Below are 22,696 nucleotides of genomic sequence, written 5' to 3'. Positions count from 1 at the left end.
GTGGCTCGGAAATCGACAGTTACTTTTGCACACCCCGCTCTGGAACGAAGTGGTTTAGGCTCCCTGTCGGATTTTTCTCCGTGATCTGTAGTCATTGGTATATCGAGACAATAAGGAGATACGCATGCTTGTCCGGTCACTGACCCTCGCAACCTTGCTTGCTGTTGCCGGCCCCCTGTTTGCCGCAGACAGTGATGCGCCTCTAGCCAAGGAACTGGGCAAGGCCAGACCATTGGTGGTTATCGCTCCCAGCAGTGCCGACCCGACGTTGCGAGGGTTGAACAAGGCGCTCGAGGACCCGGCCACTCAGGCTGCGTTCAAGGAGCGCAACCTTGTCCTGTACAGCGTCGCCAACATGATGGGCAAGCGAGAGGACAAGAACCTCGAGCAGCAGACCACAATGGCCCTGATTCGGGAGCTGAAGCTGGGTGCGAGCAAGGGTACCAAGGTGATTCTGGTGGGCAAGGACGGTGAGCGGCACATGCTCAAGGACGACGACAGCGGCGAGGCCATCGACCCGCAGGTGATCTTCAAGGCGGTCGATGAACTGCCCGCCAGTGAAAAGGCACTGGCGGCGCCCGAGCCCGTAGCGGCGACCCCGCAAGCCAAGGCCAAGGACAGCAAGCCGGCCAAGCCCGCAGCCCCGCCCAAACCGCTGGAAGACTAAACACGGCTCATGGCCCCAGGGCACCTTGGGGCCCGTTGCCGGGTGGTGTGTATCGCACTGTATCTGCCTGTGCTGCAGACCTACTGCCATACAAAAGCGCGCCTGGCACGATACATCCCCGACAAACCGCAACGGCCTAATGGCTCCACTTTCCAACCCAGTGGAGCTGCATCATGACTCAAGCAAAAAACACCCTCGGCTTGCTCGGCGCCGCCCTGATCGGCAGCATGGCATTGAGCAACAGTGCGTTCGCCGTCGAGCCGCTGGCCCAAGGTTACCAACTGGCTTCGGCCAAAGTGGCCGGCGAGGGCAAGTGCGGTGAAGGCAAGTGCGGCGGCAGTGGCAAGGCTTCCCAAAGCGAAGGCAAGTGCGGTGAGGGTAAATGCGGCGCCGGCGCCAAGGCCGGGGCTGAGGGCAAGTGTGGTGAAGGCAAGTGTGGCGACGCCTCGTTCGCCAAAACCGACAGCAATCACGATGGCAAGGTCTCGCGCGATGAGTTTTTGGCGGTGGCCAAGGACCGTGCCCGTGATTTCGACACGATCGACCGCAACCATGACGGTTTCATCTCCGAGCAGGAAGCGGCGGATCACCTCAAGGCGATTTATCAGGCCAATGGCAAGGCCATGCCTGATGGCTTGTTCAGCCACCTGACCGGCAAGCCCTGACTTTCTACCTCATGAAACGCCACAACGCTCCTCCTGCTGGCCAGGTGGGGCGTTGTGCCTGTTGGAGAGCTTTTATGTTTCCCGCAATGTTGAACATCGGGCTAGGCCTGCGTCGCGGCCTGTTGCCGGAACTGCTGGCCATGGAGGCGGATGCAGTGGACTTTCTGGAGTGCGCGCCGGAAAACTGGATTGCCGTGGGTGGCGCCTACGGCAAGGGCCTGGCCCAGCTGGCGGAGCGCTTTCCTGTCACCTGTCATGGGCTGTCTTTATCGCTGGGTGGCAGCGCGCCGCTGGACCGCCATTTTCTTGAGCAGACCCGGCAGTTTCTCGACCGATACCAGGTGCGACTGTACAGCGAGCACCTGAGCTATTGCAGTGATGACGGGCACCTGTACGACCTGATGCCCATCCCGTTCACCGATGAAGCCGTACGCCATGTGGCCGCGCGCATACGCCAGGCTCAGGAGCAGCTGGAGCGGCGCATTGCCGTGGAGAACATCAGCTACTATGCCGCGCCGTATCAGGCGATGAGCGAACTCGACTTCATCCGGGCGGTGCTTGATGAAGCCGATTGTGACCTGCTGCTGGACGTCAACAACGTCTATGTCAACGCCTGCAACCATGGTTACGACGCCCGGCAATTCCTTGCAGGCCTGCCCCAGGCGCGCGTGGCCGGGATGCACGTTGCCGGGCATTACGATGAAGCGCCGGACCTCAAAGTGGATACCCACGGGGCCGCCGTGAAGGAAGATGTCTGGACGCTGTACGCCACCGCTTGTGCGCGCTTCGGCGTACGGCCGACGGTGCTGGAGCGTGATTTCAACTACCCGCCCTTGGCCGAACTGTTGGCCGAGACGGCGCGTATGCGTGCTGTGCAATGCGCTGCCGGAGGGCAAGCAGATGAATGAGACCTTGCGTGCGCAGCAGTATGCCTTGGCCCGTCACCTGCGCGACCCGCAGCGCCATGCCCCGCCGCCCGGCGTCGAGGCCCGCCGCCTGAGGGTTTACCGCGAATTGTTCTATGGCGCCATCGAAGGCTTGCTGGCTGGCAGCTTCCCGGTCATGCGCCAGGCGTTGGGCGAGCAGCGCTGGCATGCGCGAGTAGGTGATTTCTACGCCAGTTACCGTTGCCAGACGCCGTTGTTTACCGAAGTTGCCGAAACGTTCGTCGACTACTTGCAAGGTGTGGCGCTGGACACCCCTTGGCAGTTGGAGCTGGCGCATTATGAGTGGGTCGAGGCGCAGCTGTACCTGAGCGACGCCGAGGACCCGGTGCATGACCCTGATGGTGACCTGCTGGATGGGCAGCCGTTGTTGTCTTGTGTGGCGCGCGTGTTGGCCTATCGTTGGCCGGTGGACAGCATTGGCGTGGACTACCAGCCAACGGCTACCCCGGCGTCGCCTACCTTGCTGCTGGTTTATCGCGATGCCCGGTTGCAGGTGCGCTTTGCCCGGTTGGCCCCTATGGCGTATCGGTTGCTGGCGGAGCAGGGGACTGGAAGAGAGCGGCTGCAGGCATTGGGCGGGGATGTGCAGCAAGGGTTGGCATTGTTGCAGGCATTGCGCGAGCAGGGTGTCATTGTCGGAACCGTTTGAAGGCATTGGGGGCTGCGCAGCAGCCCCCGGTCCTTATCTGCCGAACCGCGTGCCAAGCCAATGATCGAGGCTAAGGCGCCCGGCGCCCTTGAGTAGCAGTGGCAGCAACGCTATCAGGTAGATCAGCGGCAATTTGTAATTGCCGAAGCCCTGGTCGGTAATGGCATAGCCTTGGGCCAGCTCCGCCAGGCCCGACCAGTGCGCCGGCCAGTGCACTGCCGCTATCGCTACAACGGTCACCACCATCAAACCCAGCGATGCCAGCCGGGTACCCAAGCCCAGCAACAGCAGCAACGGCAGTACTAACTCGGCCCACATCGACAGCTGCCAGTTCAGCTCTGCGGGCAGCAGGTTGAAGGGGAACGGGAAGCTGGACTGCAGGTCGGCGAACCAGTTGCTGCCGTTGAATTTCTCCAGGCCGGATTCGAAAAACTCCCAGGCCAGAAATACCCGTAATGGCAAGTCGGCGCTCCAGCTGCCGATGCGATCAACGGTGGTCAGGGTACGGGTCAAGGTCGTCATGTGCGGTGCTCTCTTCAGGCAAGGGCGCGGGTGCTGCGGCGTTGTTTACGGGCCACTTTGGCGGTGAGCTTGATGGCGATGGCGCTGAACATCAGGGCGAACGCCAGCGGGTACCAGCCCCCCATGGGGATGCGTTTGTAGAACGACAGGCAGAACACCCCAGCCAGTACCCACATGCCGCTGCTGTGCAGCGCTTGCCAGGCACGGCCGCCCAACAGCCGCATGGGCGCCTTGAACGAGGTGGCGGTGAGCAGCAGCAAGAACAGGTAGCCGACCGTACCGGGCAGGCTGGACGTGAGCGTGCGGCCTGCCCAGAACAGTTCGGGGAACTGCTGGGCGTAGCGATAAATCAGCACGCCATGCACGGTGTGGGAGAACGCGAATGCCAACCCCAGGTAGCGTCGCTCCTGAAGGATGCGGCGGCTTGAGGTGCCAGGCAGCAAGGTCACCAGCGACGAGGCCAGGAACGCCAGCAAGAACAGTGCGAACGAGCTGCGTGCGGTGGCACGAATGGCACTGCGCAAGCCGTCCGGGTCAGGTTGGCTGGCCAGGACCACGGCGCTCATCGCCAGGGTCAGGCCGGCAAGGGCGGCGAACAGCTTCCAGCCGGAGGGCAAGGTGAAGGCTTTCATGAGGGTCTCCCGGGGTGTGGTTGTGTGACCGGGAGTGTCTCGAGGCGGGGTATCTGCAGTGTGTCAGGGGGATGCAGTTGTGTATCTGTTTGTAGAGGCGACCTCGCTTTTTACAGGAGCGGCCCGATCGAGATCCAAGGCCGTTCCTGCCAACGATCGCAGATGCACTTCAGGTGAGTTCGATCTGCGCGCACAATCCGCCCTGTTCGCGGTTGCTCAGTGTCAGCCGCCCCCCCATGGCCTGGATCAGCTGGTGGGCAATGGCCAGTCCCAAGCCGGTGCCACCCGTGCTGCGATTGCGTGAACCTTCCACCCGGTAGAACGGCTTGAGCACTTCATCCAGCTCGTCACCGGGTATCCCTGGCCCGTTGTCGAGCACGCGGATGATGGTGGTACTGCCCTCGCAGGACACATGCAGCTCGGCAGCACCTGCAAACTTCAGGGCATTGTCGACCAGGTTCACCAGTACCCGACGCAGCGCATGCGGGCGGGTTTCCAGCAGGGTACCGCTGTTGCCGTGGCGTTCGACCTGGGCGCCGCTGTCCTGGTAGTCGAATACCAGGCTGTCGAGAAAGGCATCAAGGTTGACCCGGCATGTCGCTTCGGTGCTGCTGTCCATGCTGCGGGCATACGCCACGCCTTCGCGCACCAGGTGTTCCATTTCATCCAGGTCGTTCCAGAACTTGTCCCTTTCGACCCCCTCATCCATCACTTCGACCCGCAACTTCATGCGAGTGATCGGTGTTTGCAGGTCGTGGGAAATGGCCGCCAGCAACTGCATGCGTTCCTTGAGGTGGGCAGCAATGCGCGCCTGCAGGGCGTTAAAGGCCACGGCAGCGTAGCGCACTTCGCGTGGGCCGCTTTCATCCAGTTGCACGCCGGGCTGGTCCGGGTCGAGGTTGTCCACGGCCTGGGCCAGACGGGTTAGCGGGCCGATGGCCAGGCGTACGGCCAGCCAGGTACACAACAACAGCACAGCGAGCTGAATCAGCAGCACCACGGGCAACCATCGGGCTACCGGGACCGGTGCTGGCGTCACGTCGATGGTCAGGGGCGCGCCGTCGGCCAGGTTCAGATGTGCCTGGAAATGTGCATTGGGCCCAGGGATTTCCAGAAAGGTCAGGCGGTAGTCGCTGCCAATGGCCTTGACGATCGACGCGGCGGCCATCGGTGGGTCACTGCTCGGCATCGCTTCGCCGGCCAGGCCTTGGTCGAGGCGATAGCGATAGGTGCGCCGTTCCAGGCGCGGCAGCCAGGCGGCACGCTCGGCTGCGGGCAGGCGGTCAAGGATGGCAACCGAGGTCGCCACGTCCTGCTCGAGGTTGCTGAGCATCATCGAGCGGCTGCTGATATAGCGCTCGTAGGCCTGCAGGCCAAACGACAGACCATAGGCCAACACCAGGCCGGTGAAGAAGATCAGTGCCAGGCGCGAGGCCAGGGTGCGTGGCCATTTCATGAGGGGGACTCGAGCAGTTGCACCGGCAGCGAGAACACGTAGCCCTCGCTGCGCACGGTCTTGATGCAGCTGGGCTCGCGGGCATCGTCACCCAGGCGCTGGCGCAGGCGGCTGACCAGCAAGTCGATGGAGCGGTCGAAGATGTCGGCTTCGCGGCCCTGGGTCAGGTTAAGCAGCTGTTCACGGCTGAGCACCCGCTGCGGGTGGTCGAGGAACACCCGCAGCAGGCGGTATTCGGCGCCGCTCAGGGCCACCAGGGTGCCTTCGCTGTCGAGCAGGTGGCGCGCGGTGGTGTCCAGGCGCCATTGACCGAAACCCAGCAGGCGGCTGCTTTCACTGATGGTCAGGTTGGGTGGCAGCATGCGTGTGCGGCGCAGCACGGCGTTGATGCGGGCGAGCAGTTCGCGGGCCGAGAACGGTTTGGTCAGGTAATCGTCGGCGCCCATTTCCAGGCCGATGATGCGGTCGGTTTCGTCATTGCGGGCGGTCAGCATCAACACCGGCGTGTTGCGGTGCTTGCCGGCGCGCAGCTCGCGGCACAACAGCAGACCGTCGTCGCCGGGCATCATGATGTCGAGCACGATCAGGTCGACGCTGTTGGCTTCGAGAAAGGCGCGCATCTGCCGGCCGTCGGCGACGATGCTGGTGCGCAGGCCGTTCTTCTTCAGGTAGTTGCCGACCAGTTCGCGGATCTCGCGGTCGTCGTCGACGATCAGGATGTGATCGACGTGTTCCATGCGCTGGGTTCCTGTGCAAAGGGGGTTGGGCGCAGTGTACCGAGCGCGTTCGCCCTTGCCTGCGGGAGTTTGTATTGCAGTGTATCTGGCACGGGCAGGGATACAGCAGGAAGCACATCACAACGTTGGGCGACACATGCGCGATACCTGGCAGGCGTGAAATGGCTCTCGACCGGGGAGCAACACTCCCCACCCCCAAGTGTTACCTAGGAGAGATGCCATGAACGTCAAGACTATCGCCAGCGCCAGCCTGTTCGCCGTGCTCAGCTTCGGCGCCATCGCTGCCCAGGCCGCCACTGCCCCGATGCAGGATGGCGGGGTCATGCAGTACCGCTACGGTGAGCCTCTGGATGTGAAGAAAGTGCTGTCGGTGCAGGATGATCAGAGCAACGCCTGTGGCCTGGTGAATACCCGAATGGACTACCTTGACTCCCATGGCCAGGCGCAGAGCGTGCAGTACCGCACCTACGCCACGGGCGGTTGCCATGACAACTGATCGCCGCCGGATGCTCAAGGCAGGCGGTTTTGCGCTGGCGCTGATGGGGCTTGGATTGGCTGGGCACCTGAAGGCCCGCGACAGCTACGGCGCCATGCCGTCGCTGTCCGGCGCCAGCCAGTGGTTGAATTCGGCGCCGCTGGATGCCCCGGGGCTCAAGGGCAAAGTGGTGCTGGTGGACTTCTGGACCTGGGACTGCATCAACTGCCGGCGCAGCCTGCCGCATGTGAATGAGTGGGCGCGGCGCTATGCCGATCAAGGGCTGGTGGTGGTAGGAGTGCACACACCCGAGTACGACTACGAGCATGATGTCGGCACTTTGCGGGACAAGGTTGCCCGGTTGGGTATCGGGTATCCGGTGGCGGTAGATAACGACTACAAGGTGTGGAATGCCTGGGGCAACCAGTTCTGGCCGGCGCATTACTTTGTCGACCGCAAGGGGCAGGTGCGCCATGTGCACTTTGGCGAGGGGGATTATGGCGGGCAGGAACAGGTGATACAGGCTTTGCTGGATGAAAAAGAGTGATTCTCCTGTACCGGACTCTTCGCGGGCATGCCCGCCCCCACAGGGAGCGTGCAATCAGTAACGTTTGCGCAGTACCTGTGGGAGCGGGCGTGCCCGCGAAGAAGCCAACACTTTTCTATCAGGTGAAACTGGCAAAGTGCGCCTGCATCCGCGCCGCATCCGCCTGCCGTCCGCTGAACAGCTCGAATGCCTTCACCGCCTGGAACACCGCCATGTTGCTGCCATCCAGCGTGCGGCAGCCCAGTGCCCGGGCCGCGCGCAGCAGTTCGGTCTCCAGCGGGAAGTAGATGATCTCGGCCACCCACAGGCGGGCATGCAGCAACTCCACCGGCAGTGGCGTGCCCGGTAGCTTGGCCATGCCCACTGGCGTGGTGTTCACTAGCCCGTCCGCCTCGGCCAGGGCTGTGGCCAGGTCGGTGCCAAGCACGGCGCGCCCTGCGCCGAAATGGCCGTTCAGGTTATCCACCAGCGCCTGCGCACGGGCTGCGTCCACTTCGAACAGCACCAGCCGCTCTACCCCTTCACCCAGCAGGGCATGGGCCACGGCCGAGCCAGCGCCACCGGCACCCATCTGCACCACCTGGCGCCGTGCCACACCGGGCAGGCCACGGCGCAAGCCTTCGGCAAAGCCCAGGCAGTCGGTGTTGTGGCCGACGCGCTTGCCGTCCTTGAGCACCACGGTGTTTACCGCGCCGATACCGCGGGCCTCGTCGGACAGTTCGTCGAGCAACGGCAGGATCGCCTGCTTGAACGGGTAGGTAATGTTCAGCCCGGTGAAACCGGTATGTTGCGCGGCTTCGAGCAGGCCGGGTAGGGCGCTGTCGTCCAGTTGCAGCTGGTCGGCGTCGATCAGCCGGTACAAGTAGCGCAGGGCCTGGGCGTCGCCTTCGTGTTCGTGCAGGGCCGGCGTACGTGACAGTTGGATGCCGCGGCCGATCAGGCCGGCGAGGATGGCTTGCTGGCTCATGCTGTACGCTCCTGCAGCAACTCGGCGAAGTGGCTCAGCGCCATGCGGTAGCCGTGGCTGCCCAGGCCGCAGATGACACCGACGGCGATGGACGATACGAACGACAAGTGACGGAACGGCTCGCGTTTGTGCACATTGGACAGGTGCACCTCGATCACCGGCAGTTCGCTGGCCACCAGGGCATCGCGGATGGCGACCGAGGTGTGCGTCCAGGCGCCGGGGTTGATCACGATGCCGGCGCAGCGGCCACGGGCAGCGTGGATCCAGTCGATCAGTTCGCCTTCGTGGTTGGTTTGGCGAAACTCGATTTCCAGGCCGTGGGCGTGGGCAGTGTCGGCACATCCCTGAGCCAGGTCAGCGAGGGTTTCGTGGCCGTACTGGGCAGGCTCGCGGGTGCCCAGCATGTTCAGGTTGGGGCCGTTGAGCACGAGAATAAGGGGCTTCATGACGGGCATCGCTTTGTTGTTGTTGAATGCACGTAGTTTTGTACTGACTGGTTAGTTCCGTCAATTGGACAAGATCGTCGCACCGGGAAAGTGGGCGATTATCGAACTTCTTGGGCGTTCACCGTCCTGTACCCAGCAGCACAGGGCTGCGCCTGCAAAGGACCGCAGCACGTCATTACAAAATTGTAATCTTGCCGCCACCGCCCCGATAACCGGCCCTTTCTACAGTCCTTCGCCAACGCTTCGCCGAGAGGACCTGTGTCGTGCCCATCCCCCGCAAGATCGCCTTGCTCTGGCTGTTGCTGGCCAGTGCAACCAGCGTCCAGGCCAGCCAAATGCTGAGCCTGCCCCAGGCGCTTGCCGCCGCTTTTGCCCAGAACCCGGAGCTGGCTGCAGCCGGCCGTGAAATTGGCATTGCCGATGGCGAACGGCGCCAGGCCGGGCTGATCCCCAACCCGGAGCTGGCCTGGGAGGTCGAGGACACCCGTCGCGACACCAGCACTACCACCGTCACCCTCAGCCAGCCGCTGGAACTGGGCGGGAAGCGCGGCGCACGCCTCGCCGTGGCGGGGGCCGGCCAGGCCATTGCCCAGCTCGACCTGGAGCGCCAGCGCAACGCCCTGCGGGCCGATGTGGTGCAGGCTTTTCACGCTGCCTTGCGTGCGCAGACCGCGCTGGAGCTGGCGCAGCAGTCGCAGGCATTGACTGAACGCGGCCTGCGGGTGGTGCAAGGGCGGGTTACGGCAGGCCAGTCATCACCGGTGGAGGCCACCCGTGCCCAGGTGCAACTGGCCCAGGCCCAGACCGAAGTGCGCCGCGCGAAAACCCAGCGCAGCGTGGCCTACCAGGCCTTGGCCCGGTTGACGGGCAGCCCGCTGGCAAGCTTCGACCGGTTACAGGCGGCCAACCTTTCGCCAGGCATCGCGCCGGGTGCCGACACCTTGCTTGAACAGGTCGAACAGACCGTTGAATGGCGCCTGGCCGCTGCCCAGGTCGAGCGCGGCGATGCGTCCCTGGGTTCGGAGAAAGCCCAGCGTATCCCCAACCTCACCGTCAGCCTTGGCAGCCAGTACAGCCGCGAAGACCGGGAGCGGGTGAACGTGGTTGGCCTGTCCATGCCGTTGCCGCTGTTCGACCGCAACCAGGGCAATGTCCTGGCGGCTGCGCGCCGTGCCGACCAGGCGCGCGACCTGCGCAATGCCGTGGACCTGCGACTGCGCAGTGAAACCCGTAGCGCCATCAGCCAGTGGGAGACGGCGATGCAGGACGTTGAAGCCTATGACCGCACCATCCTGCCGGCTGCGCAGCAGGCCGTGGACACCGCCACCCGCGGTTTTGAAATGGGCAAGTTCGCTTTCCTCGATGTACTCGACGCCCAGCGCACGCTGATCGAGGCGCGCGGGCTGTACCTCCAGGCGCTGGCCTCGGCGACCGACGCCCGCGCACACGTGGAGCGGATCTACGGCGATCTCGATGGCCTGAGCAACAAACCCGATAGCAGGAGCAACAATGACTAACCCACGCAAGCTAGCCCTTCTGGCCACTGCCGTTGCGGCGCTTGGCCTCGCTGGCCTGGCCTGGACCGGCACCCTCGGCCAGGCGTCCAAGGCTCAAGCCCCCCATGACGACCATGGTCAAGACAGCCACGGCCACGCTGCAGAGCAGGCCGCCGAAGGCCATGCAGAGGAGGGGCATGGCGAAGAAGAGGGCCAGTTGCACCTGTCTGTCGCCCAGATCGAAACGGCTGGCGTGCAACTGGCTGCCGCTGGCCCCCGTGAGTTGGGCACCGCCATCAGCTTCCCGGGTGAGATCCGCTTTGACGAGGACCGCACCGCACATGTGGTACCCCGCGTGCCGGGTGTGGTCGAAGCGGTGCAAGCCGAGCTGGGCCAGGCGGTCAGGCGCGGCCAGGTACTGGCGGTGATTGCCAGCCAGCAGATCTCCGACCTGCGCAGCGAACAGCAGGCCGCCCAGCGTCGTCTGGAATTGGCGCGGTTGACCTTTCAGCGGGAGCAACAGCTGTGGCAGGAGCGAATCAGCGCCGAGCAGGATTACCTGCAGGCGCGCCAGGCCCTGCAGGAGGCCGAGATCGCTCTGGCCAACGCTCGGCAGAAGGTCGCGGCGGTGGGCCCGGCCGGTGCCGGCAACCGCTATGAACTGCGCGCACCCTTCGATGCGGTCGTCGTGGAAAAGCACCTGACCGTGGGTGAGGTGGTCGACGCGACCAGCAACGCGTTCACCCTGTCCGACCTGAGCCGGGTGTGGGCCACCTTCGCTGTGGCCCCTCGTGACCTGGACAAGGTGGTAACCGGCCGCGATGTCACGGTCAGTGCGCCGGACCTGGGCGCCCAGGTCCAGGGCAAGGTCAATTACGTCGGCAGCCTGCTCGGCGAGCAGAACCGCGCCGCCACTGTGCGCGCCACACTTGCCAATCCCAATGGCGCCTGGCGCCCCGGGCTGTTCGTCAATGTAGCGGTCAGCGTCGACCGCTTCGATGCCGCCGTGGCGGTGCCGGAAAGCGCCCTGCAAACCTGGGAGGCGCAGACCGTGGTGTTTGCCCGCACTGCGGAAGGCTTCGAGGCGCGCCCGGTGAAGACTGGCCGTCGCGATGCTGGCCAGGTTGAAATCACCAGCGGCCTGGCCGCCGGTACTCAGGTTGCGGCCGCTGGCAGCTTTGTCCTCAAGTCGGAACTGGGCAAGGGCTCGGCCGAGCACAGCCACTGATCACGGGGACACCTGCATGTTCGAACGCCTGATTCAATTTGCCATCGAGCAGCGCCTGGTGGTGATGCTGGCCGTGGTCCTGATGGCCGCGGTGGGTATCCACAGCTACCAGAAACTGCCGATCGATGCTGTGCCGGACATCACTAACGTCCAGGTGCAGATCAACACCGCCGCCCCCGGCTATTCGCCGCTGGAGACCGAGCAGCGCATCACCTTTGCCATCGAAACCGCCATGGCCGGCCTGCCAGGGCTCAAGCAGACCCGCTCGCTGTCGCGCTCGGGCCTGTCGCAAGTCACGGTCATTTTCGATGATGGCACCGATATCTTCTTCGCCCGCCAACTGGTCAACGAGCGCCTGCAGGTGGCCCGCGAGCAATTGCCTGAGGGCATCGAGGCGAGCATGGGGCCGATCTCCACCGGCCTGGGGGAAATCTTCCTGTGGACGGTGGAAGCCCAGGAGGGGGCGCTCAAGGACGACGGTACACCTTACACCCCAACCGACCTGCGGGTGATTCAGGACTGGATCATCAAGCCGCAGCTGCGCAATGTGCCGGGTGTGGCCGAGGTCAACAGCATCGGTGGCCATGCCAAGCAATACCTGATTGCACCAGAGCCCAAGCGCCTGGCGGCCTACAAGCTCACCCTCAACGACCTGATTGCAGCGCTGGAGCGCAATAACGCCAACACTGGCGCTGGCTATATCGAGCGCAATGGCGAGCAGTTGCTGATTCGCGCGCCTGGCCAGGTGGCCTCGGCCGAAGACATTGCCAACATCGTTATTTCCAGCGTCGACGGCACGCCGATCCGCGTCAGCCATGTCGCCCAGGTTGGCCTTGGCCAAGAGCTGCGCTCGGGGGCAGCCACCGAAAACGGTCGGGAAGTCGTGCTGGGCACGGTGTTCATGCTGATTGGCGAGAACAGCCGCACGGTGTCGCAGGCGGTCGCTGCAAAACTGGTCGAGATCAATCGCAACCTGCCCAAGGGCGTAGTGGCAGTGACGGTGTACGACCGCACCCACCTGGTGGAGAAAGCCATCGCCACGGTGAAGAAGAACCTGATCGAAGGTGCAATCCTGGTGATTGCCGTGCTGTTCCTGTTCCTCGGCAACATCCGTGCTGCGCTGATCACGGCCATGGTTATCCCGCTGTCGATGCTGTTCACCTTTACCGGCATGTTCAGCAACAAAGTCAGTGCCAACCTGATGAGCCTGGGCGCGCTGGACTTCGGCATCATCGTCGACGGCGCCGTGGTGATCGTGGAAAACGCCATCCGTCGCCTGGCCCATGCCCAGCAGCGCCACGGTCGCATGCTGACCCGCACCGAACGGTTCCATGAGGTGTTTGCCGCCGCCCGCGAAGCACGCCGGCCGCTGATCTATGGGCAGTTGATCATCATGGTGGTGTACCTGCCGATCTTTGCCTTGACCGGGGTCGAGGGCAAGATGTTCCACCCCATGGCCTTCACCGTGGTCATGGCCCTGTTGGGTGCGATGATCCTCTCGGTCACGTTTGTTCCGGCGGCCATTGCCCTGTTCGTCACCGGCAAGGTCAAGGAGGAGGAAGGCCTGGTGATGCGTACGGCACGTCAGCGCTATGCCCCGGTGCTGGCCTGGGTGCTGGTCCGGCGCAAACTGGCGTTTGCTGCTGCCGCTGCCCTGGTGCTGCTGTCCGGCGTGATGGCCAGCCGCATGGGCAGCGAGTTCATCCCCAGCCTCAGCGAGGGTGACTTCGCCCTGCAGGCCCTGCGAGTGCCGGGCACCAGTCTGTCGCAGTCGGTGGACATGCAGCAGCGCCTGGAGCAGGCGATCATCGCCCAGGTGCCCGAGGTGGAGCGGGTGTTTGCCCGCACCGGTACTGCCGAGATTGCCTCCGACCCGATGCCGCCGAACATTTCCGATGCCTACGTGATGCTGCGCCCACGCGAACAATGGGTTGACCCTGGCAAGCCACGGGATGAACTGATCGCCCAGGTGCAACGCGCCGCTGCCAGTGTGCCGGGCAGCAACTACGAGCTGTCGCAGCCCATTCAGTTGCGCTTCAACGAGCTGATTTCCGGGGTGCGCAGTGATGTGGCGGTGAAGCTGTTCGGTGACGATATGGAGGTGCTCAACCGCACTGCCGCGCAGATCGCCACCAGCCTGCAAGGGGTGTCAGGCGCGTCCGAGGTGAAGGTGGAGCAGACCACGGGCCTGCCGGTACTGACCATCGACATCGACCGTGACAAGGCCGCCCGTCATGGCCTGAATGTAGGTGATGTGCAGGATGCCATCGCCATTGCCGTGGGTGGCCGCACCGCCGGTACGCTGTATGAGGGCGACCGCCGCTTCGACATGGTCGTGCGCCTGTCGGAGACCTTGCGTACCGATGTCGACGGGTTGGCCAGCCTGCTGATTCCCGTACCGGCCAGTGCTGCTGAGGGGGCCGGGCAAATCGGTTTCATCCCGCTGTCGCAGGTAGCCACGCTGAACCTGCAACTGGGCCCGAATCAGGTGAGCCGCGAGGATGGCAAGCGCGTGGTGGTGGTCAGTGCCAATGTGCGTGGACGTGACCTGGGCTCGTTTGTGCAAGAGGCCGAGCAGGCCCTGATCGACCAGGTGCAGGTGCCACCGGGGTACTGGACGCGTTGGGGAGGCCAGTTCGAGCAGTTGCAGTCGGCGGCCGAGCGCTTGCAGGTGGTGGTGCCGGTGGCCTTGCTGCTGGTCATGGCGCTGTTGCTGATGATGTTCAACAACCTCAGGGATGGCCTGCTGGTGTTCACCGGCATCCCCTTTGCCCTGACCGGCGGGGTGCTGGCGCTGTGGGCGCGTGATATTCCGCTGTCCATTTCTGCCGGGGTCGGGTTCATTGCATTGTCGGGAGTGGCAGTGCTGAACGGGCTGGTGATGATTGCCTTTATCCGCGGGCTGCGCGAGGAAGGGCGCACGCTGCGGGCGGCGGTCGAGGAGGGTGCGCTGACCCGATTGCGGCCGGTACTGATGACGGCGCTGGTGGCCTCGCTGGGGTTCATTCCGATGGCCTTGGCCACCGGGACCGGTGCGGAGGTGCAACGGCCACTGGCAACGGTGGTGATTGGCGGGATCTTGTCCTCTACAGCGCTGACGTTGCTGGTGTTGCCGGCGTTGTATCAGTGGGCGTATCGGCGGGAAGAGCAGCAGGAAGGCTGAGCAGTCGGGGCTGCAAGGCAGCCCCGGAAATTTCAAACGGTCTTTCGGGCCCCGGCCTGCACACCGTCCATGCTCATGTCCTCATGCAAAGAAATCCGCGAAGTTTCCGGCAACGCCAAGCCGCCCACCAACGCCACCAGCGCAATCACCACCAGGTAGAACGCCGGTGCCAGGCTGCTGCCGGTTTGGCCGATGAGCCAGGTTGCTACCAGCGGCGCAGTACCGCCAAATAGCGTGTAGGCCACGTTGTAGGTAATCGCCGAAGCGGTGTAGCGGGTACGGGTAGGGAAGCTTTCAGACAGCAATGCCGCGGTAACCACGCCACTGCACAGTGCCCCCACCGCTAGCAGGATCACCCCCAGCAACGCACCCGACATCGAGCCAGAGCTGGCCAGCCAGTACGCCGGGAACACGCTAAGCATCATCCACAGGCAGGTAAAACCGATGGTCTTGCGCCGCCCCACCCGGTCCGAAAATGCACCGGCCAGCGGGCAGCCGACGGCGGCGAACAGCAGGGCCACGGTGGTCACCAGCAGTGACTGCGCACGGGTCAGGTTGCCGACCAGTTGCAGGTAGGTGGCGAAGTAGGTGGTGAACATGTAGAACGACAACGCGGTCAGCGAAATGAACGCCCCCAGGTTGCGAATGACCCGGCCATGGTGGCGCAGGGTTTCCTTCAGCGGTGAGTGCTCGTGCTCCTTGCCCTGGGCGACGGCTTCGCGGAACGCCGGGGTTTCCTCCATGCGCCAGCGCAGGTACAGGCCGACCAGGCCCAGCGGTGCGGCAATCAGGAACGGAATGCGCCAGCCCCAGGCATTCATTGCCTCGGTCGACAGGCTGGCCTCCAGGCCATAAGCGATTACCGCTGCGCAGGCAAAGGCGGAAAAGGTCGACACAGGTACGAAGCTGCCATAAAAGGCGCGCTTGTCGTCAGGCGCGTGCTCCATCAGGTAGGCGCAGGCCCCGGCATATTCGCCGCCGGCAGAAAACCCCTGCAGGCAGCGGGCCAGGGTCAGCAGCGCCGGGGCTGCCAGGCCGATGCTGGCGTAGGTCGGCAGCAGGCCGATCAACGTGGTGGAGCCGGCCATCAGCAGGATGGTCAGCGACAGGATGCGCTTGCGACCCAGTCGGTCGCCCAAGGCACCGAAGACGATGCCGCCCAAGGGGCGCAGGGCGAAGGCCACGGCGAACACCGCGAAGGTTTTGAGCAAGGCCACGCTGGCGTCTTCGCTGGCAAAGAACTGGCTGGCGATCAGCGTGGCGAGAAAGCCGTACACGGCGAAGTCGAACCATTCGACGAAGTTGCCGATGGCCGAGGCGGCAATCACCCTGCGCAGGGTGGCGGGGGATACCTCATGATGTGCGGACATGCGGGAGCTCTCCGGTTTCCTTTGGCAGCCATGATGAAAGTGGCGCGGTAGGGCCGCGCCATCGTTATTGTGCTTGCCAGTAGATAGCCGGGCGCTGCAAGGCGCTTTGTCGAGGGCGACCTCGGTATACCTGATTCGACCGGTGCAGCAGGTTACAGCCGGAGTGACCCAAAGGCCTGTCAGGCCGCACGCTCAAGCACATCCAGCAAATCGACAAATTCCAGGGCCAGTTTATGCCGTGGCGCCAAATGCACCAGTGGCACCGAGGCATGGTGCGATTCACGCATCTTGATCGAACTGCTCAGGTACACCGGCAGCACCGGCAGGCCTTCGCTGCGCAGTTGATCGACCAGGGTCTGGTGCAGTGCGGTGCGGCCGGCGAACTGATTGACCACCACACCTTCCACCTGCAGCGCGGGGTTGTGGTCCTGGCGCAGTTCTTCGACTTCGGCCATGACACTGTGCAGGGCCTGGCGCGAGAAACTGTCGCAGTCGAACGGAATCAACAGACGCTCGGCCGCCACCAGCGCGCTGAAGGTATAGAAGTTCAGCGCGGGCGGGGTGTCGATGTAGATCCGCTCATAGTCCTCGCCCAGCGTCACCAGCAACTTGCGCAGCTTGTTGATCTTGAACTTGCTCTCCAGCTTGCTTTGCAGGTCGCTGAGGTCAGGGCTGGCGGTGACCAGGTGCAGGTTGCTGTAGCGGGTTTCGGTGATTGCCACGCGGTGCTTCTTGCCGGCGGCAGTAACCGGCGACAAGGTCTGGCGGAAGAAGTCGGCGATGCCGGCAGGAATGGTGTCGTTGGCCAGCCCGGTCAGGTAGAAGGTGGCATTGGCCTGTGGGTCGAGGTCGACCAGCAAGGTTCGGTAGCCCTCGGCGGCACTGGCTGCGGCGAGGTTGCAGGCAATGCTGGATTTGCCAACGCCACCTTTCTGATTGAAAACCACACGACGCATGAGACGCTCATCCATGAAGTGAAAATGTCAGGTCGGGGTCAATCCTATGACTGAAACGCTGCAGTTTTATGACAGGAATTGTTACAGGGCAGCGATTCATCATTGCCTGTATCGGCATTTTCACGGGCAAGCCCGCCGCCATGGTTACAACACAAGGCGTTCAGGCAAAAGCGACCCGGTTGCGCCCCTCTTGCTTGGCCTGGTAAAGCGCCCGGTCAGCCTCGCCCAGTGCGTTCATGGGCTCGCCGTGCGTCTCCCCATCCCAGTGCGTCACCCCCAGCGAAATTGTCACTGCCCCCACCGGTTCCACCGGCATATCCTGTACGGTCACACGCAACCGTTCAGCCACCGCGGCCGCCACGTTCAGGGGGGCCCCAGGCAGCAATATCAGGAACTCCTCGCCGCCGGTGCGACACAACAGGTCGCCCTCGCGGCAACAACGGCGCATGAGCTCCGCCAGGTGGCGCAGCACCTGGTCGCCCACTTCGTGTCCATGGCTGTCATTTACCCGCTTGAAATGGTCGATATCCAGCGCAATGGCTGCAAACTCCCGGTTTTCAGCTTCCAGTAACGACAGGCTGAATTCCAGGCTGCGGCGGTTGCCCAGGCCGGTCAGCGGGTCGGTCTGGGCGTCCCGATTGAGCCGGCCGATGCGCTCTTGCAGCAAGTTCAGGCCGAACAGTAACGCGCGTTTGAGCTCTGCCGCCTCAAAGTACCAGGCCCGCACCTGATGCAAATGTTCGGCGGTACCGGCGCGGTCCATCGTGCGGGCACTCGCGGCCAGTTTCCACAGCGGCCGGGCGATGGTACGGGCCAGCCACCACAGCAGCAGGCTGCCAACCAGCGCCAAGGGCGCCGAACTGGCGACCACGTTCAGCACCAGATGGTTCAGCGGCGTCACCGTCTGCGCCAATGGCTGCTGCGCTACCACGCCCCAGCCGGCGCTGGGTACAGTGGCGAAGCCGGCGAGCATTTCCACGCCCAGGCTATTGGTCAGCTGCCGGGTACCGCTGTCCAGTGTTCCCAGCTGGTCGACCAGCGCATTGCCCTCCACCACCGTGCCTACCCGTTCGCTATTGGGGTGGTACAGCAGGCGTCGTTTGCGGTCGACCACATACAGGTACGAACCGTCCTTGTAGAAATGCTCACCCAGCAGGCTGTTGAGGATGTTGTGTTCACGCAGGTACAGGCTGCCACCCACATACCCCAGGTAGCGGCCGTTGTCGTCGAAAATGGGTTGCGACAGCACCACCATCAGGTTGTCGGCCGCCGACAGGTAGGGTGTGGAAACCAGTGGACGGCGTTCGTGCAGGGCTTCCTGAGCACCGGGCGACTGCACGTGGGTGCCAAGCAGGTGGCGTAGCGGGGCGGGGGATACCGCCAGCAGTACACCGTTGGCATCGATCACGAAGGTGGAGTTGAAGGCCATGCTCTGGCCCAGTATGCGGTCGGTTTCCACCTGCAGCGCTGCGGTGTCGCTCAGCTGCCGGCTTTGTACGCCGGCGCTGAACATCAGTTGCTGCAAGGCGTTGCCAATGAAGGTGTCGGTAATGCTGGCCAGCTTTCTCGCATACACCCGGTTGGCTTCCAGGGCATTGTCGATCAGTAGCTGGCGCTGCACCCGATAGCTGGCGAAATAGCTGGCGCACAGCATGACCACTGCGGTCAGGGCGCAGAGCACCAGAATGAGTGTACGTAGATCCAGGCGCAATCCGTGCTTGGTGTGTGGCAATCCTGACCTCGGGTGATCGTAAAGGGCGGCTGAACGGGAGTTACCTTAGCGGGTGGCGCTCAAGAGCCTGCCTTGTCCAGCGCATCAAGCTCATCTTCCACCTGTTGCATACGCTGCTCGACCAAGGCCTGCACGTTCACATCCCGGGCGGTTTCGCGCATCAGCGCAGTGAGTTTTTCGCTCAAGCGTTTGCCGCCTTCGGTGTCTTCCAGGGCGCGCGCTTTGGCGGGGTCCTGAGTGGCGGCGACGATGGTGGCGAATTCGGCGTCGCTGAAGTTCTTTTCGCTGTACAGGCGGAACAGGTCCCGGCGCTGGTCCTCGACGGTGAGGTGCTTGCGCAGTACGTCCTGGATGGTCGCTTGCGACAGCTGCGGGTGAGTGCGGCCCAGCAGCGCGGACATGCGCTCGATGTTGTGCGTGTAGGCGTCCTGCAGCGGCAGCTGGGCGAGGATCTGTTCTTCACGGGAGGGTTTCTGGTCGCAGGCGGTGAGTGCAGCAGCCAGCAACAGGGGGAACAGCAACTTCGGGAGGCGAGGCATGGTGTGGCCTGGTCGGGCAGTGAAGACTGCCGATTATACCGGTGTCCGCCTTGCCGCGACGAGCCCTGTGATTTGCCTTGAGCGGCAGGCTGCGGTAGAACCGTGGGCTCCCGATCACACTGGCAACCGCCCGATGCCGAACTGGACCTTGCAACCCGTGGCGCGTGACGCCATTGCCGAAGTGCTGGCGTTTGTCGACAGCGCTCGCCGCACGCTTTTTCCGATGCTCGCCAACGCACCCTTGCCGCGTGACCTGGCGCATTTCGCCGACACTTACCTGGACGGCGCAGGCTGCTTTCTGGAAGCCCGTGAGGGTGGGCGGCTGGTTGCGGTGATAGGTTACTTGCCCTATGACCATCGCTTTGCCCAGCTTGATTACCGCGCAGAGCGGGTAGTCGAGGTGGTGCGGCTGTTCGTGTTGCCGGCCTACCGCAGGCATGGCCTGGCGGCTGCCTTGTTTGGTGCCTTGCGCGAACGGGCGATGCAAGCGGGCGTCGACTGCCTTTACTTGCATACTCATCCGTTTCTGCCGGGCGCCATTGCGTTCTGGGAGCGGCAAGGGTTCACGCTGGTGGATGTGGAGCAAGACCCGGTGTGGCAGACCACGCACATGCAGTTGCGATTACGCTGACCTGTGGGAACGCGCCTGTTGGCGATGACGCAACAGCATGGGCAGGGCTACCGGGATCAGGGGGCGCGAAAGCGCAGGATGCGCGCGCCGTCGAATGGATCGGTGAGGTAGTGGGCGTGGACACCGAAGGTGCTCAGCAGGCGCTTGGGGGTTAGCACCTCGAAGGGTTGGCCGAGGGCGACCAGACGGCCCTTGTCGAGAACCGCGACACGGTCGCAGGTCAGCGCCTGGTTGAGGTCATGCAGCGCCACCAAGGTGGTTACCGGCAGCGCCTGCACTTGTTGCAGCAGGCTTAGCTGATGCTGGATGTCCAGGTGGTTGGTCGGCTCGTCCAGCAGCAGCACCTGCGGCCGTTGGGCCAGCGCGCGGGCGATGTGTACACGCTGGCGCTCGCCACCGGACAGCGACCCCCACAGGCGCGTGCGCAGGTGCAGGGCATCGAGGTCGGCCAGGGCTTGCTCGACGATGGCGCGGTCCTGCCGGGAGAACGGTGCCAGGGCCGAGAGCCAGGGTGTGCGGCCCAAGGCAACCGCGTCGAACACGCTGATCGCATCGAGGGTGTCGGCCTGTTGCTCGACCAGCGCCAGCGTCTGGGCAACACGGCGGCGGGGCATCTGTGCCAGTGGCTCACCCATGAGTTGCACGCTGCCGCAGGCGGGTTTGCGCAGCCCTGCCAGCAACTTCAGTAGCGAGGATTTACCCGAGCCGTTAGGGCCGACAATGCCCAGGGTTTCACCGGCGACAACGCTGAGGTCGATATCGCTGAGCACGGTATTGCCGGCCAGTTGCAGCCCCAGCCCATGGCAGGCCAGCGGGGGGATGCGAACAGTTGTCATGGCGGTCATGGGCGGCCCCGCCGGCTGACCAGAATGAGCGCGAATACGGGGGCACCGATCAGCGCCGTAACCACGCCCACCGGGATCACCTGGCCGGTGATCAACGTGCGTGAAAGAATGTCTGCCGCAATCAGGAACAGCGCACCGCCCAGTGCGCTGGCGGGCAACAGACGGCTGTGCCCGGGGCCGAGCAGAAGGCGCAGGGCATGGGGTATAACCAGCCCGACAAAACCGATGGCGCCGACAATGGACACCATCACCGCCGTCACCAGCGCTGCACAACTGATCAGCAGCAACTGGGTGCGCCGCACCGGGATGCCCAGCGAGGCGGCCGAATCGGTACCGAAGGTGAAGGCATCCAGCGCACGGCGGTGCCACAGGCACACCAGCAAACCGAAAATCGCCACCGGCACAGCCAGCCACACCGAAGGCCAGCGCACGCCGCTCAGGTTGCCCAGCAGCCAGAACAGGATACCGCGCGCCTGCTCGGCGGTGGCCGACTTGGTGATCAGGAAGGCGGTCAGTGCATTGAACAGTTGCGAGCCGGCGATACCGGCAAGGATGACTTGGGCATTGTTGCTGCTGGGGCCGGCCGCGCGAGCCAGCACCAGCACCAGGGCGAATGCGGCCACGGCACCGATGAAAGCCCCTGCGGACATGCTTAACGCCAGGCTACCCAGGCCCAGCAGGCCGACGAGTACCGCGCCGGTCGAGGCACCGGCAGACAGCCCCAGCAAGTAGGGCTCGGCCAGTGGGTTGCGCAACATCGCCTGCAGGATGACACCGCAGGTGGCCAGCCCGGCGCCACAAGCGGCTGCGACCAGGGTGCGGGTCAGGCGGTAGTTCCAGACGATGCCGGCGTCGATCGGGTCCACCGGGAAGTCGGCTTGCCACAGGTGGTTGGCCAGCACCTGGCCGACCACGCTGGGCGACAGGGTGGTTTCGCCGATGGCGGTGCCGGCCAGCAGGGCAGCCAACAGGGCGGCCAGGGCAACGGCGATGCAGGGTAACAGGCGGATCATCACGGGGCTGCTTTACCGCTGGCGAAGGCCGTGGAGAGCGTCTGCACGCCGCGGAACAGGCGGATACCGGCCTGCATGGCGTCGGCGTCAAGGATAATGATGCGGTCGTGCTTCACTGCGTCCATGTTGCGGGTTACCGGATCACTGCGCAGGAATTCGAGCTTTTTCTGGTAGTCGTCGGCGGGAAAACGGCGGCGGTCCATTCGCGCGATGATCAGCCAGGTCGGATTGGCCTTGGCCAGGGTTTCCCAGCCTACGCTTGGCCATTCTTCGCTGGACTCGACCACGTTGCGCACACCGAGGGTGCGCAGCATGAAGTCGGCGACACCCTGGCGGCCGGCCACATAGGGGTCGATGTGAAGGTCGGCGCTGGAGAACCAGAACAGCGCCGTAGTTGCCGACAAGTCCTTGCCGGCCAGCCGCGCCCTGGCGCTGTCCAGATGCCCTTGCAACTCGGCGTTCAGGGCCGCACCGCGGTCCTGAACGTCGAAGATCTCGGCCAGTTGGCTGACGCTCTTGTAGATGCTGTCTACCTGGAACGCTTGCAGGCGGGTGCCGTCTGCACCGACCAGGTTGTCCTTGCCCTCGCAGTCCGATGGCAGCACGTAGGTGGGGATCTTCAGCTCATCGAACTGCTCGCGGGTGGCGACCGAGCCCTGGGCACCGACCATCCATTCGAACTGCACCGCGACCAGCTGTGGTCGCTTGCCGACCACCGCCTCGAAGCTGGGTTCGTTGTCGGCCAGGCGCGGCACCTTGGCGTTCATCGCCTGGTATTCCGGCAATACGTTGTTGAACCACAGCGAGGTGCCCGCCAGCTTGTCACCCAGCCCCAAGGCATAGAGCAGCTCGGTACCGGCCTGGCCGATGGTGACGGCGCGCTGCGGTGCCTGGGTAAAAGTCTGCGGCTTGCCGCAGTTGTCGACCGTCAGCGGGTAGTGGGTGGCAGCGGCCTGGGCCAGGCCAGTGAGGCCTAGGCCCGCGAGCAGGGTGGCGAAACGGGGCAGCATGCT

Annotated in this window: 23 protein-coding genes; 10 read left to right on the top strand and 13 right to left on the bottom strand. The window is 64.1% G+C overall.

Annotation, left to right across the window (positions count from 1 at the left end; all coding sequences use genetic code 11):
- Positions 1-124: 124 nt before the first annotated feature.
- The 4 genes from INQ47_RS23110 (at position 125) to INQ47_RS23095 (ending at position 2,928) form a co-directional block, all read left to right on the top strand.
- Positions 125-667: a DUF4174 domain-containing protein gene (locus INQ47_RS23110; protein ID WP_252459286.1), complete on the top strand. Its 543-nt coding sequence runs from the start codon at positions 125-127 to the stop codon at positions 665-667.
- A gap of 173 nt (positions 668-840) precedes the next feature.
- Positions 841-1,332, top strand: a complete 492-nt coding sequence (locus INQ47_RS23105; protein ID WP_003250451.1) for a hypothetical protein — start codon at positions 841-843, stop codon at positions 1,330-1,332.
- A gap of 74 nt (positions 1,333-1,406) precedes the next feature.
- Positions 1,407-2,240 carry a DUF692 domain-containing protein gene (locus INQ47_RS23100; protein WP_404702681.1) on the top strand — a complete coding sequence of 278 codons (834 nt, stop codon included), beginning with the start codon at positions 1,407-1,409 and terminating at the stop codon, positions 2,238-2,240.
- Complete coding sequence (locus INQ47_RS23095) at positions 2,233-2,928, top strand: DUF2063 domain-containing protein (RefSeq protein ID WP_404702680.1); 696 nt, start codon at positions 2,233-2,235, stop codon at positions 2,926-2,928. The genes INQ47_RS23100 and INQ47_RS23095 overlap by 8 nt, the downstream gene beginning before the upstream one ends.
- 33 nt (positions 2,929-2,961) lie before the next feature.
- On the opposite strand, the gene INQ47_RS23090 is transcribed toward INQ47_RS23095, so the two are convergent.
- The 4 genes from INQ47_RS23090 to INQ47_RS23075 all read right to left on the bottom strand — a co-directional run bounded on the left by INQ47_RS23090 (position 2,962) and on the right by INQ47_RS23075 (position 6,275).
- Positions 2,962-3,450, bottom strand: a complete 489-nt coding sequence (locus tag INQ47_RS23090; protein WP_021782826.1) for a DoxX family protein — start codon at positions 3,448-3,450, stop codon at positions 2,962-2,964.
- Positions 3,451-3,464: 14 nt separating this feature from the next.
- Complete coding sequence (locus tag INQ47_RS23085) at positions 3,465-4,082, bottom strand: ferric reductase-like transmembrane domain-containing protein (RefSeq protein ID WP_404702679.1); 618 nt, start codon at positions 4,080-4,082, stop codon at positions 3,465-3,467.
- Between the two features lie 169 nt (positions 4,083-4,251).
- Positions 4,252-5,538 carry a sensor histidine kinase gene (locus tag INQ47_RS23080; RefSeq protein ID WP_404702678.1) on the bottom strand — a complete coding sequence of 429 codons (1,287 nt, stop codon included), beginning with the start codon at positions 5,536-5,538 and terminating at the stop codon, positions 4,252-4,254.
- A complete protein-coding gene (locus INQ47_RS23075) occupies positions 5,535-6,275 on the bottom strand; it encodes a response regulator (RefSeq protein ID WP_003250463.1) in 741 nt (246 codons plus the stop codon). The genes INQ47_RS23080 and INQ47_RS23075 overlap by 4 nt, the downstream gene beginning before the upstream one ends.
- Before the next feature lie 220 nt (positions 6,276-6,495).
- Here INQ47_RS23075 and INQ47_RS23070 point away from each other — a divergent pair, with 220 nt between their 5' ends.
- Positions 6,496-6,771, top strand: coding sequence for a DUF2790 domain-containing protein (locus INQ47_RS23070; RefSeq protein WP_252459293.1), 276 nt, complete (start codon positions 6,496-6,498; stop codon positions 6,769-6,771).
- Between the two features lie 10 nt (positions 6,772-6,781).
- Positions 6,782-7,297, top strand: a complete 516-nt coding sequence (locus tag INQ47_RS23065; protein WP_252459296.1) for a thioredoxin family protein — start codon at positions 6,782-6,784, stop codon at positions 7,295-7,297.
- A 118-nt stretch (positions 7,298-7,415) separates the two neighbouring features.
- Here the strand turns inward: INQ47_RS23065 and INQ47_RS23060 are convergent, their stop codons facing one another.
- Both INQ47_RS23060 and aroQ read right to left on the bottom strand, forming a co-directional pair.
- Positions 7,416-8,264: a shikimate dehydrogenase gene (locus INQ47_RS23060; RefSeq protein ID WP_252459781.1), complete on the bottom strand. Its 849-nt coding sequence runs from the start codon at positions 8,262-8,264 to the stop codon at positions 7,416-7,418.
- On the bottom strand, positions 8,261-8,710 hold the full coding sequence (aroQ, locus tag INQ47_RS23055; protein ID WP_021782820.1) for a type II 3-dehydroquinate dehydratase: 450 nt from the start codon (positions 8,708-8,710) through the stop codon (positions 8,261-8,263). Before aroQ ends, INQ47_RS23060 begins: the two co-directional genes overlap by 4 nt.
- Positions 8,711-8,973: 263 nt before the next feature.
- Between aroQ and INQ47_RS23050 the strand changes: the two genes are divergently transcribed.
- Genes INQ47_RS23050 through INQ47_RS23040 form a run of 3 tightly spaced genes read left to right on the top strand, consistent with a single transcriptional unit; the run spans position 8,974 to position 14,597 of the window.
- A complete protein-coding gene (locus INQ47_RS23050) occupies positions 8,974-10,227 on the top strand; it encodes a TolC family protein (RefSeq protein WP_404702677.1) in 1,254 nt (417 codons plus the stop codon).
- Entirely contained in the window at positions 10,220-11,434 is a 1,215-nt protein-coding gene (locus tag INQ47_RS23045) for an efflux RND transporter periplasmic adaptor subunit (protein WP_404702676.1), read from the top strand. The genes INQ47_RS23050 and INQ47_RS23045 overlap by 8 nt, the downstream gene beginning before the upstream one ends.
- 16 nt (positions 11,435-11,450) lie before the next feature.
- Positions 11,451-14,597, top strand: a complete 3,147-nt coding sequence (locus INQ47_RS23040) for an efflux RND transporter permease subunit (RefSeq protein WP_404702675.1) — start codon at positions 11,451-11,453, stop codon at positions 14,595-14,597.
- Between the two features lie 32 nt (positions 14,598-14,629).
- Here INQ47_RS23040 and INQ47_RS23035 read toward each other — a convergent pair whose 3' ends face one another.
- The 4 genes from INQ47_RS23035 to INQ47_RS23020 all read right to left on the bottom strand — a co-directional run bounded on the left by INQ47_RS23035 (position 14,630) and on the right by INQ47_RS23020 (position 19,194).
- A complete protein-coding gene (locus INQ47_RS23035) occupies positions 14,630-15,967 on the bottom strand; it encodes an MFS transporter (protein ID WP_392488661.1) in 1,338 nt (445 codons plus the stop codon).
- 179 nt (positions 15,968-16,146) lie between these two features.
- Complete coding sequence (locus INQ47_RS23030; RefSeq protein WP_392522662.1) at positions 16,147-16,923, bottom strand: ParA family protein; 777 nt, start codon at positions 16,921-16,923, stop codon at positions 16,147-16,149.
- A gap of 160 nt (positions 16,924-17,083) precedes the next feature.
- Positions 17,084-18,655, bottom strand: coding sequence for a diguanylate cyclase (locus INQ47_RS23025; protein ID WP_404702674.1), 1,572 nt, complete (start codon positions 18,653-18,655; stop codon positions 17,084-17,086).
- 59 nt (positions 18,656-18,714) lie between these two features.
- On the bottom strand, positions 18,715-19,194 hold the full coding sequence (locus INQ47_RS23020) for a hypothetical protein (RefSeq protein WP_404702673.1): 480 nt from the start codon (positions 19,192-19,194) through the stop codon (positions 18,715-18,717).
- Between the two features lie 133 nt (positions 19,195-19,327).
- Here INQ47_RS23020 and INQ47_RS23015 point away from each other — a divergent pair, with 133 nt between their 5' ends.
- Positions 19,328-19,825 carry a GNAT family N-acetyltransferase gene (locus tag INQ47_RS23015; RefSeq protein WP_404702672.1) on the top strand — a complete coding sequence of 166 codons (498 nt, stop codon included), beginning with the start codon at positions 19,328-19,330 and terminating at the stop codon, positions 19,823-19,825.
- 56 nt (positions 19,826-19,881) lie between these two features.
- Here INQ47_RS23015 and INQ47_RS23010 read toward each other — a convergent pair whose 3' ends face one another.
- Genes INQ47_RS23010 through INQ47_RS23000 form a run of 3 tightly spaced genes read right to left on the bottom strand, consistent with a single transcriptional unit; the run spans position 19,882 to position 22,693 of the window.
- Positions 19,882-20,670 (bottom strand): ABC transporter ATP-binding protein, encoded by a 789-nt coding sequence (locus INQ47_RS23010; protein ID WP_404702671.1) that lies wholly within the window; start codon positions 20,668-20,670, stop codon positions 19,882-19,884.
- Positions 20,667-21,683 carry a FecCD family ABC transporter permease gene (locus tag INQ47_RS23005; RefSeq protein ID WP_404702670.1) on the bottom strand — a complete coding sequence of 339 codons (1,017 nt, stop codon included), beginning with the start codon at positions 21,681-21,683 and terminating at the stop codon, positions 20,667-20,669. The genes INQ47_RS23010 and INQ47_RS23005 overlap by 4 nt, the downstream gene beginning before the upstream one ends.
- A complete protein-coding gene (locus tag INQ47_RS23000) occupies positions 21,683-22,693 on the bottom strand; it encodes an ABC transporter substrate-binding protein (RefSeq protein WP_404702669.1) in 1,011 nt (336 codons plus the stop codon). The genes INQ47_RS23005 and INQ47_RS23000 overlap by 1 nt, the downstream gene beginning before the upstream one ends.
- Between the last annotated feature and the right edge of the window lie 3 nt (positions 22,694-22,696).

It is taken from the genome of Pseudomonas sp. 3HC3, from assembly GCF_044904505.1.
Taxonomy (GTDB): domain Bacteria; phylum Pseudomonadota; class Gammaproteobacteria; order Pseudomonadales; family Pseudomonadaceae; genus Aquipseudomonas; species Aquipseudomonas putida_Y.
The sequence above is the reverse complement of the archived record's forward strand: the minus strand, read 5'-3'. Positions and strand labels throughout refer to the sequence as shown.

Bases quoted from the DNA above. Each gene is read 5' to 3' on its own strand.
- INQ47_RS23010 (WP_404702671.1), bottom strand. From the start codon at position 20,670: ATGACCGCCATGACAACTGTTCGCATCCCCCCGCTGGCCTGCCATGGG.
- INQ47_RS23020 (WP_404702673.1), bottom strand. From the start codon at position 19,194: ATGCCTCGCCTCCCGAAGTTGCTGTTCCCCCTGTTGCTGGCTGCTGCA.
- INQ47_RS23100 (WP_404702681.1), top strand. From the start codon at position 1,407: ATGTTTCCCGCAATGTTGAACATCGGGCTAGGCCTGCGTCGCGGCCTG.
- INQ47_RS23000 (WP_404702669.1), bottom strand. From the start codon at position 22,693: ATGCTGCCCCGTTTCGCCACCCTGCTCGCGGGCCTAGGCCTCACTGGC.
- INQ47_RS23105 (WP_003250451.1), top strand. From the start codon at position 841: ATGACTCAAGCAAAAAACACCCTCGGCTTGCTCGGCGCCGCCCTGATC.
- INQ47_RS23045 (WP_404702676.1), top strand. From the start codon at position 10,220: ATGACTAACCCACGCAAGCTAGCCCTTCTGGCCACTGCCGTTGCGGCG.
- INQ47_RS23035 (WP_392488661.1), bottom strand. From the start codon at position 15,967: ATGTCCGCACATCATGAGGTATCCCCCGCCACCCTGCGCAGGGTGATT.
- INQ47_RS23095 (WP_404702680.1), top strand. From the start codon at position 2,233: ATGAATGAGACCTTGCGTGCGCAGCAGTATGCCTTGGCCCGTCACCTG.
- INQ47_RS23080 (WP_404702678.1), bottom strand. From the start codon at position 5,538: ATGAAATGGCCACGCACCCTGGCCTCGCGCCTGGCACTGATCTTCTTC.
- INQ47_RS23110 (WP_252459286.1), top strand. From the start codon at position 125: ATGCTTGTCCGGTCACTGACCCTCGCAACCTTGCTTGCTGTTGCCGGC.
- INQ47_RS23040 (WP_404702675.1), top strand. From the start codon at position 11,451: ATGTTCGAACGCCTGATTCAATTTGCCATCGAGCAGCGCCTGGTGGTG.
- INQ47_RS23005 (WP_404702670.1), bottom strand. From the start codon at position 21,683: ATGATCCGCCTGTTACCCTGCATCGCCGTTGCCCTGGCCGCCCTGTTG.
- INQ47_RS23090 (WP_021782826.1), bottom strand. From the start codon at position 3,450: ATGACGACCTTGACCCGTACCCTGACCACCGTTGATCGCATCGGCAGC.
- INQ47_RS23085 (WP_404702679.1), bottom strand. From the start codon at position 4,082: ATGAAAGCCTTCACCTTGCCCTCCGGCTGGAAGCTGTTCGCCGCCCTT.
- INQ47_RS23070 (WP_252459293.1), top strand. From the start codon at position 6,496: ATGAACGTCAAGACTATCGCCAGCGCCAGCCTGTTCGCCGTGCTCAGC.
- INQ47_RS23060 (WP_252459781.1), bottom strand. From the start codon at position 8,264: ATGAGCCAGCAAGCCATCCTCGCCGGCCTGATCGGCCGCGGCATCCAA.
- INQ47_RS23075 (WP_003250463.1), bottom strand. From the start codon at position 6,275: ATGGAACACGTCGATCACATCCTGATCGTCGACGACGACCGCGAGATC.
- INQ47_RS23065 (WP_252459296.1), top strand. From the start codon at position 6,782: ATGCTCAAGGCAGGCGGTTTTGCGCTGGCGCTGATGGGGCTTGGATTG.
- INQ47_RS23015 (WP_404702672.1), top strand. From the start codon at position 19,328: ATGCCGAACTGGACCTTGCAACCCGTGGCGCGTGACGCCATTGCCGAA.
- INQ47_RS23030 (WP_392522662.1), bottom strand. From the start codon at position 16,923: ATGCGTCGTGTGGTTTTCAATCAGAAAGGTGGCGTTGGCAAATCCAGC.
- aroQ (WP_021782820.1), bottom strand. From the start codon at position 8,710: ATGAAGCCCCTTATTCTCGTGCTCAACGGCCCCAACCTGAACATGCTG.